General features: G+C 45.5%; 10 protein-coding genes and 1 pseudogene. 8 read left to right on the top strand and 3 right to left on the bottom strand.

The features are described 5' to 3' along the window. Positions 1-187: pseudogene (locus tag Q0230_RS19600) on the top strand (hypothetical protein); the annotation flags it as partial. A 1-nt stretch (position 188) separates the two neighbouring features. Here the strand turns inward: Q0230_RS19600 and Q0230_RS19595 are convergent. Beyond that, positions 189-665: a Crp/Fnr family transcriptional regulator gene (locus Q0230_RS19595; RefSeq protein ID WP_298613600.1), complete on the bottom strand. Its 477-nt coding sequence runs from the start codon at positions 663-665 to the stop codon at positions 189-191. Positions 666-790: 125 nt separating this feature from the next. Between Q0230_RS19595 and Q0230_RS19590 the strand changes: the two genes are divergently transcribed. From Q0230_RS19590 to glnA, 7 genes are all read left to right on the top strand, one after another. Then, positions 791-1,033: a BolA/IbaG family iron-sulfur metabolism protein gene (locus Q0230_RS19590; protein ID WP_298613597.1), complete on the top strand. Its 243-nt coding sequence runs from the start codon at positions 791-793 to the stop codon at positions 1,031-1,033. 42 nt (positions 1,034-1,075) lie between these two features. Further along, positions 1,076-1,801 (top strand): TIGR00730 family Rossman fold protein, encoded by a 726-nt coding sequence (locus Q0230_RS19585; protein ID WP_298613594.1) that lies wholly within the window; start codon positions 1,076-1,078, stop codon positions 1,799-1,801. Positions 1,802-1,803: 2 nt separating this feature from the next. After that, on the top strand, positions 1,804-2,124 hold the full coding sequence (locus tag Q0230_RS19580; protein ID WP_298613592.1) for a hypothetical protein: 321 nt from the start codon (positions 1,804-1,806) through the stop codon (positions 2,122-2,124). Between the two features lie 10 nt (positions 2,125-2,134). Continuing rightward, positions 2,135-3,094: a homoserine kinase gene (locus Q0230_RS19575; protein WP_298613590.1), complete on the top strand. Its 960-nt coding sequence runs from the start codon at positions 2,135-2,137 to the stop codon at positions 3,092-3,094. Between the two features lie 34 nt (positions 3,095-3,128). After that, a complete protein-coding gene (locus Q0230_RS19570) occupies positions 3,129-3,365 on the top strand; it encodes a sulfurtransferase TusA family protein (RefSeq protein ID WP_298613587.1) in 237 nt (78 codons plus the stop codon). Continuing rightward, positions 3,362-4,519, top strand: a complete 1,158-nt coding sequence (locus Q0230_RS19565; protein WP_298613584.1) for a cation diffusion facilitator family transporter — start codon at positions 3,362-3,364, stop codon at positions 4,517-4,519. The genes Q0230_RS19570 and Q0230_RS19565 overlap by 4 nt, the downstream gene beginning before the upstream one ends. Positions 4,520-4,692: 173 nt before the next feature. Next, complete coding sequence (gene glnA, locus Q0230_RS19560) at positions 4,693-6,102, top strand: glutamate--ammonia ligase (protein WP_298613581.1); 1,410 nt, start codon at positions 4,693-4,695, stop codon at positions 6,100-6,102. A gap of 97 nt (positions 6,103-6,199) precedes the next feature. On the opposite strand, the gene ntrC is transcribed toward glnA, so the two are convergent. Beyond that, complete coding sequence (gene ntrC, locus Q0230_RS19555; protein WP_298613616.1) at positions 6,200-7,621, bottom strand: nitrogen regulation protein NR(I); 1,422 nt, start codon at positions 7,619-7,621, stop codon at positions 6,200-6,202. Then, positions 7,608-8,699, bottom strand: coding sequence for a nitrogen regulation protein NR(II) (gene glnL, locus Q0230_RS19550; RefSeq protein ID WP_298613578.1), 1,092 nt, complete (start codon positions 8,697-8,699; stop codon positions 7,608-7,610). Before glnL ends, ntrC begins: the two co-directional genes overlap by 14 nt. Positions 8,700-8,940 lie beyond the last annotated feature (241 nt).

The raw sequence follows: 8,940 nt of genomic DNA, 5'->3' as shown, positions 1-8,940 counted from the left end.
TCCAGCTCCAGCTCCAGCTCCAGCTCCAGCTCCAGCTCCAGCTCCAGCTCCAGCTGAGCCTAAAGCTGCTGAAACGGTAAGCTCAAGTACTGCGCCTACAGCAACTGAAACCACTCAAAATAAAAACCAAGCTGAAGCCGCTACCCCCGCCGTTGAAGAGGAAGAAAAAGAACCCGACTGTGAGTGAATTAGCTTTCTAATAATTTTTTTAAATCAGCATGTTTAGCGCTTAATTCACGGACTAATTCATCAAGACTACGAATCACAAACTCCAAAAGATTAGTAGAAATATACGGCTCTTCAATCCGTAAGCGGCTATACATTTGGCGTTTAATTTCTAAGAGTTGCGCACCGGACTCGCCGGTTTTTAAACGTACCGTGCGGGGGCGACGATCAAAAAAGGACATTTCGCCCACTAAGCCACCAGGGGAAATAGTGCCTACCGCATACTCTGCATTACCATCCACTTGATATAATTGGATGGAACCACCAATGACCATATAGAAACTCGCACCAACATCTCCAATATCCGCGAGCATTTCATTAGCGCCTAACTCCACAAAGCGCATATAGTGGACAAACTTGCTAACCTCATCTTGTGTTAAGGCAGCACAAAACTCCACACAGGTATTCTGTACCTGTCTGATTAAATCGTCGTTAGACATGATACTCCCTGACTTCCGAACAGTAGACTCAGGGCATTATATGCGCTATAAGCGAGAAAAGAGCAAGCGCTGGCTATTAGCCTTGCTAGATCAAACTTTTGAGCGATTAAAGGCATAGATTTTTCATGACTATTAGTAATGAGGCCGTCACACAACTCATCCAAACTCGGTTACCCGAGGCACAAATTACGGTGCAAGGTGATGGTTATAAATATCAAGCAGAAATTGTCAGTACGAGTTTTCAGGGCTTGAGTAAAGTAAAACGGCATCAACTCGTTTATGCAGCAGTGAATGAAGCCATTACTTCGGGGCAATTACATGCTTTGACCATAGTGGCTTATACACCCGAAGAGAAGGCTAGTTCTTAAGCATTAACGACTTCATCAATTTGAGACAAGAAGAATAAGGCTATGGATCAAGAAACACGCGCCCACCACCCCGTCTTACGCCCAATTGACGATAAGGAATTAGCCCGCGAAAGCTGGAAAATTTTCCAAATCATGGGTGAATTTGTCGAAGGTTTCGAGCGCCTAGCCCGAATTCGTCCTTCGGTTAGTATCTTTGGCTCAGCACGCACACCACGCGACCATGCCTTGTATCTATTAACCGTGGAGATTGCCCGCAAACTCTCCGACGCAGGCTTTGCCGTCGTCAGTGGTGGTGGCCCGGGTTTAATGGAAGCCGCTAACAAGGGTGCTCAAGGTGGTAAATCACCTAGTATTGGCTTAAATATCCAATTGCCCAAAGAACAAAGCGGCAATGCTTATCAGGATATTTCCTTGTATTTCCGCCATTTCTTCTCGCGCAAAGTGATGTTTGTTAAACATGCATCCGCTTATGTGGTAATGCCGGGTGGCTTTGGAACTTTAGATGAGCTAGCAGAAATCCTGACTTTAGTCCAAACTGGAAAAACCCAACGTATTCCCATTGTGTTGGTACATACGCCTTTTTGGGAAGGTTTGATTGAGTGGTTCAAAGCGACCTTAGTAGCGGAAGGTACCATCTCGCCACAAGACTTAGATTTATTTGTGTTACTTGATGATGCTGACGCCATTGTCGATTACATTTTCCAACATTATGAGCGCAATGTTTCTGGTCCCTCGGCTGAAGAAAGCGCTAATTATATGGAGCTATAATAATGAAAAATAACCGCTTAAAGTATTTGTTAGCCCTTAGCTTTCTAGCTAGTTTATCAGTTGTGCATGCTGAAACTGATGCCAGTGTCACTGAAGAAGTGAATGGCAAAGTTAAACTACAAACGATTCGTACTCAAGATCGTTTCGCTACCATTGAAGAAGAGCGCGTACAAGCGATTGCTAGTACCGTCCAGTATTTACCTGCCGATGGTGGAGCAGGTTATAGTTTAGTCGGCTCAGATATGGGTTCAACATCGGTAAAAAGCGCACATAGCGACAGCGATGAGATGATGATTCCTAGCTGGAAAGTTTTCTCTTGGTAAACGCTTAAGCATGTCTGTGTTTACACCCGTGACTACTCAAGAGCTGCAAGCCTTCTTGAGTCAATATGCTGTGGGCGAACTACAAGATTTTGTAGGTATTGAAGCTGGGGTAGAAAATAGTAATTTTTTTGTAAATACCAGCACAGGGCACTATGTCCTTACTTTGTTTGAGCAGCACTCCCCGAATGAGCTAAGTTATTTTCTAGCCGTCATGCGGCATATGGCAGGTGCAAACCTACCGATTGCTGCTCCGATTCCAACGCAAACAGGTGCACTGCTTAGCGAATGTAAAGGTAAACCTGCCGCCCTAATTACACGCTTAGCGGGTGAAACCCTTCTACAAGCCAATTTGCAGCAATGTGCCGCGATGGGTGAGCTGCTTGCTAAAATCCATTTAGCTGGACAGAGTTTTCGACTAAAGCGTGCCCCTGATCGTGGGCATATTTGGCGGATGCAAACGGCTGAGCGTTTACTGCCTTTAGTCGAATCCGAAGATCGAGTTTTATTAAGTACCAGTCTACAACGTCAGCAAACCCTGCAACTAGCTGATTTGCCGCAAGGTTTAATTCACGCTGACCTGTTTCGTGATAACACTTTATTTATTCACAATCAGCTGAGTGGTGTATTAGATTGGTATTACGCTTGCCATGACTGTTGGTTATATGATTTAGCGATTGTGGTGAATGATTGGTGCTGTTTGGAAGCAGGTGCTTTAGATCCTGAGCGACTTGTCAGTTGTTTAAGTGCTTATCAACAGATTCGTCCTTTTACTCAGTTAGAGGCCAAACAATGGCAAGTTCTCTTAGAAGCAGCCGCTCTGCGCTTTTGGCTCTCAAGACTAGTCGCTATCCTTGAACCGCGTGCTGGTAGCCTCGTTTTACAAAAAGATCCACTTGAATTCCGGCACAAGTTAGAACAGCGTCAAACCGAAGCAGCTTTGATTCGCGCTTGTTGGCAAGCCGCTGTATAATCCACGGCTTATTTAGTTTTAGCCTGAAGTTCGTATGCCCCAAACCTTCACTCTGGATGCACGGCGTTTACTTTGCCCTTTGCCAGTCATTCGCGTCCAACAAGCCATTGAAAACTTAGCTGTAGGTGATACTCTCACCGTGTATTGCACTGATCCAGGTGCTTTACATGATGTACCCGCTTGGGCGCGTATTCATGGGCATACTGTCTTAACTACTCACACTGAAGATCGGGACTATCTTATTAGCTTACAAGTGGGTATACCGACATGAACTCCGTTCCTATGCAAGCGGCTGACACCACTGACAATGCCCGTCAGAAAATCACCCAACGTGTTGCCTTTGTAGGTATGGGTGTCAATATTGTATTGGTGATTGCACAAATCATTGGTGGCATTCTCACCCATTCGCAAGCTTTGATTGCTGACGCGATGCATACTCTCTCTGATTTAGTCGGAGACTTCATCGTATTCTTTGCGGCACACCATGCTGGTAAGAAAGCGGATGCGAATCACCCTTACGGACATGGGCGCATTGAGACCTTAGCCACGGTAGTCTTAGGCTTGCTGCTGGGTGGTGTAGCCGTTGTTATTCTGCTGAAAGCGTGGGGGCGCTTAACAGGGGATGCGCCTTTAGTGATTCCGGAAGCTAGCGCAATGTTTTTTGCGGCCTTAGCCATTTTTGGTAAAGAGGCGTTGTATCAATATACTGTACGCATCGCCCAGAAGATTCGTTCTCCGATGCTCAAAGCGAGTGCTTGGCATCATCGCTCGGATGCACTCTCGTCGGTATTAGTTCTTGCTGCGATTGGTGGTGCACAACTCGGTTATGCTTGGTTGGATGCTGTAGCTGCCATCATTATTGCTGTGATGATTTTCTATATGGCGGTGCAATTGCTATTAGAAAGTACCAGCGAGCTGGTCGATACCGGCTTATCCACCGAAGAATCGAATAAGATTATTGATTACATTCATACCCTACCTGGCGTTAAAAATGTGCATATGCTGCGCACCCGGAAAATGGGCGGGAATGTTTTTGCAGACGCACATATTCAAGTTTCTCGGCATATTAGCGTATCTGAAGGGCATAAAATCGCTGAATACGTGACCCACCAGCTCGAGAATCATTTTCCAGAGGTTACTGATGTCACTGTACACATTGATCCAGAAGATGATGAAGAAGGTGAGGTCAGTATTGAGTTGCCTAGTCGCCAAGAACTCGTTGAAGCTTTAGAAGCTAACCCTTTATCCCAACCGCTACAAGTGCAATCACTTAAACTCGGCTTGCATTATTTAGATGGCAAAATCGAATTGGATGTTTATGTGCACCCAAATGCTAGTCCTGCACTGTTAAATGACTTTAGGCAAGCCTGTGCACAGCTGGGCTATATAGGCGCTGTGAAATTTTATACCGAGATAACACAATAATGGTGCATATTGATTTAATTTGCACCATTATTGTGCTTTTGCACAAAAATAGTTTCCCATTTATGCTAGAAAACAAGCCATTAGCAAATGGCATAGTGTTTGCATATCATACACACAGTTTTTCTGGTTTATTTGACCATTGACCCATTTCTGCAATTTCAGGAGACAACAACATGTCTGTACAAGACGTCATGAACCTCATTAAAGAAAAGGATGTCAAATACGTTGACTTCCGTTTTACTGACACTCGTGGCAAAGAGCATCACGTGTCTGTGCCGATCAGTGAATTCAATGAGGACATTTTCGAAGACGGTAAAATGTTCGACGGTTCATCGATTGCTGGTTGGAAAGGCATTAATGAGTCAGACATGATCCTGATGCCAGATTCAGAATCTGCTTTCATCGATCCCTTCTTCCAAGATGTTACCTTAAATATTACTTGCGGTATCGTGGACCCAGCGACCATGGAAGGTTATGAGCGTGATCCACGTTCTATTGCTCAACGCGCTGAAGCTTACTTAAAATCAACAGGTATTGCTGACACTGCTTTCTTTGGTCCAGAACCAGAATTCTTCATTTTCGATGACGTTCGCTGGGGTGCAGATACGAGCGGTTGCTTCGTGAAAGTTGACTCTGTTGAAGCGGGTTGGAACTCTGGCAAAGAATATGCTGATGGCAATATGGGGCACCGTCCCACCATTAAAGGTGGTTACTTCCCAGTTCCACCGGTTGATTCTTTCCAAGACATTCGTGCCACCATGTGTAACATCCTAGAAGAAGTGGGTGTTCCCGTTGAAGTTCATCACCATGAAGTTGCCACCGCAGGTCAATGCGAAATCGGTACTCGTTTCTCTACGATGGTGAAACGTGCAGATTGGACTCAACGTCAAAAATACGTGATCCACAATGTTGCGCATCAATATGGCAAAACTGTCACTTTCATGCCTAAGCCTATCGTTGGTGATAATGGCTCTGGTATGCACGTGCACATGTCTTTAGCCAAAGACGGTACTAATACTTTCGCCGGTGAAGGCTATGCAGGTTTGTCTGAAACTGCACTGTATTACATTGGCGGCGTGATTAAGCATGCAAAAGCACTGAATGCTTTCTGTAACCCAGGCACTAACTCTTATAAGCGCTTAGTTCCAGGCTTCGAAGCACCTGTTATGTTAGCTTACTCAGCGCGTAACCGTTCTGCTTCTATCCGTATTCCTTTCGTCTCTAGCCCGAAAGGTCGTCGTATCGAAGTTCGCTTCCCAGACCCAAGTGCTAACCCCTACTTAGCGTTCGCAGCGCTGATGATGGCTGGCTTAGATGGTATCAAAAACAAAATCCATCCAGGCGAAGCAATGGATAAAGACTTGTACGATCTTCCTCCTGAAGAAGACAAATTAATTCCAAAAGTTTGTCACTCTTTAGACATGGCTTTAGATGCACTGGATAAAGATCGTGAGTTCTTATTAGCAGGCGGCGTGTTCTCAAATGACATGATCGACGCTTATATCACTCTGAAAACTGAAGAAGTCACTCGTTTCCGGATGACGACTCATCCAGTTGAATACGATATGTACTACAGCTGCTAATTCTTAGCCTAGCTCAGTATAAAAAAGGCCAGCAATGCTGGCCTTTGTCATTTTAAAGCTTTTACGCGACCCTAGGTTGATTTAGGGTCACTTATACTTAATGCCCCTCAAATCCTAGCTCTTTTAATTTACGAGTTAAGGTATTCCGCCCCCAACCTAGTAATTCAGCTGCTTCAATTTTGCGTCCACCAGTTTTATCTAAAGCCGCTTGGAGCAAAATGCGCTCAAAAATTGGATACATTTCATCCAAGAATGCGGTGGAGCCATTGGCTAAGCGATGCGCTGCAAATTGAGCTAAAGCCTTTTCCCAATCTCCCGGAATTTCTGCTTTAGCTTGCTCGCGCTCTTGCAATTCTGAAGGCAAATCATCCATCACCACTTCTTGACCAGAAGCCATCACCGTAAGCCAACGGCAAGTATTTTCGAGCTGACGCACATTACCTTGCCAAGTTAAACCTTGTAGATAGGTCGTCACTGCAGGCGATAAAACTTTAGCATCCACATGCAGCTCTTCTGCCGCCCGCATTAAAAAGAACTTGAGCAAGAGCGGAATATCTTCGCGACGCTCGCGCAAAGGTGGATTATGGATACGAATCACATTCAAACGATGGAATAAATCTTCACGGAAAGAACCCTTACGCACTAATTCCTCAAGATTCTGATGCGTCGCTGCAATAATGCGCACATCCACCTTAACTGGTGTATGCCCACCTACACGATAAAAAGTCCCCTCAGCTAACACCCGTAACAAACGGGTTTGTAGCTCTGCAGGCATATCGCCAATTTCATCTAAGAATAAAGTGCCGGTATCCGCTTGCTCGAACCGCCCTTTACGCTGCGCATAAGCGCCGGTGAATGCACCTTTTTCGTGCCCAAATAATTCCGACTCTAAAAGTTCACTCGGAATCGCTGCGGTATTCAAGGCAATAAAGGGTTTATTCGCACGTGGACTGTGGGTATGTAAGGCTTTGGCGACTAATTCTTTGCCTGTTCCCGACTCACCCGTGATTAAAACCGTAATACTCGATTTAGATAAGCGCCCAATCGCCCGAAATACTTCCTGCATCGCGGGTGCTTTACCAATAATTTCGCCAGCAGCAAAAGCACCATCAGCTGTTAATTCGCCGACCACATGGGTGCGACTTTCTTGGCGCATTCGACAAGCACGGCGGACTAAATCAACCGCTTCATTCACATCGAAAGGCTTAGGCAAATACTCAAAAGCACCACCTTGATAAGCAGAAACGGCGCTATCTAAATCCGAATGCGCTGTCATAATAATTACCGGTACATCCGGATGACCGCTTTGCATTTTGGAGAGGAGCGTCAGGCCATCTGTGCCGGGCATACGAATATCGGTTAGGAGTACGTCAGGTTCTTCTATGCGCAAAGCATTCAAGACCTGATCTGCGCCTTCAAAACTGCGTACTTTAATCCCCGCTTTTTGCAAAGCCCGCTCTAAGACCCAGCGAATCGAACGATCATCGTCCGCTATCCAGATATGCTCAGCCTGGTTCATTTCCATCAGGACCCTCTCCTCTATCTAGGGGGATTAGAATTGAAAAACAGGTGTACCCCGGCACCGACTCACACTGAATCAAACCACCATGTTGACGCAGTAAAGATTGAGCAATCGCAAGGCCAAGACCGCTGCCATCCGCGTGCCCACTCACCATCGGTAGAAATATTTTATCGATTAAATGCGGGGGCACCCCTTCACCGTCATCACAAATATCGGTACGTAGTACCAACCTATGCCGGTGTTGTTGAATCGTAAATTGACGTAATACCCGAGTACGCAGCCAAATCGTGCCACTCTCACCGACTGCACGCACTGCGTTATTCACAATATTTAAGCAAACTTGTACGAGTTGACCGCGATCACCTAATAACTCCGGAATACTCGGGTCATAGTCACGAATAAAGCGCACATTCGCCGCACCCTCAATCTCGACTAAGTGGCGCACATATTCCAAGACTTCATGAATATTCACTGGCTCACGGCAAGGCAATTTACCCGGCCCTAACATGCCATTAACTAAGCGCTTGAGACGGTCAGCTTCGGAAATAATAATCTGCGTATATTCTTTTAATTCAGGGTTATCTAGCTCAGCCTCAAGCAGTTGCGCGGCACCGCGTAAACCACCTAAGGGATTTTTAATCTCATGCGCAATCCCACGCACTAATTCATGCACCGCTTGCTGCTGATTGAGAATTTGCTTCTCACGCACAATCCGCATTTGCCGATCAACCCGCTGAAGCTCAAGCAAGAGGCCAGTAATTTTGCGCGGCTCATATTCGTAAACCGGCGTAATAATGCAATCGACCGTGACTTGTTGCTCATCCAGCAAATACATGACTTGCTCACGCACCGCTTGTGGGTCATTCATTTGCCAAGCGAGCCTTAATTGGGCATGAAAGACATCACTATGCACCAAATAAGTGATACTAGCTCCACGCATGCGCTGCAAACTCTGCCCAAATAGCATCTCGGCAGACTGATTCATATAGGAAACGCATAGATTTTTGTCCAGCACGACCACCGCGCAGGCCATAACATCCATTAGATTATCGTAATTCATGCGTATTTTTTCCATGCTGGTTAGACTGCAAAATTAATGCCAAACAATAGAGCATTTAGGCTTAGCTACTAAGAAACGCATTATCCGTCTAAGTTTCAACGCACTAAAGCAGTGCGATTCCTTAGCCGACTCGTTTGAATAACTTGTACTAGACTTAGTGGACTAGTAGACCTCGACTCACTAGAAATACCGCTACTTTGTTTCTTTTTAGCTAAACTTAGGCACAATAGCGCCCATTACTTACAATAAGCACTGA

This window comes from uncultured Thiothrix sp., assembly GCF_937876535.1.
In the GTDB taxonomy this organism is placed as follows: Bacteria; Pseudomonadota; Gammaproteobacteria; order Thiotrichales; family Thiotrichaceae; genus Thiolinea.
This window is presented reverse-complemented; position numbering and strand designations above follow the sequence as displayed.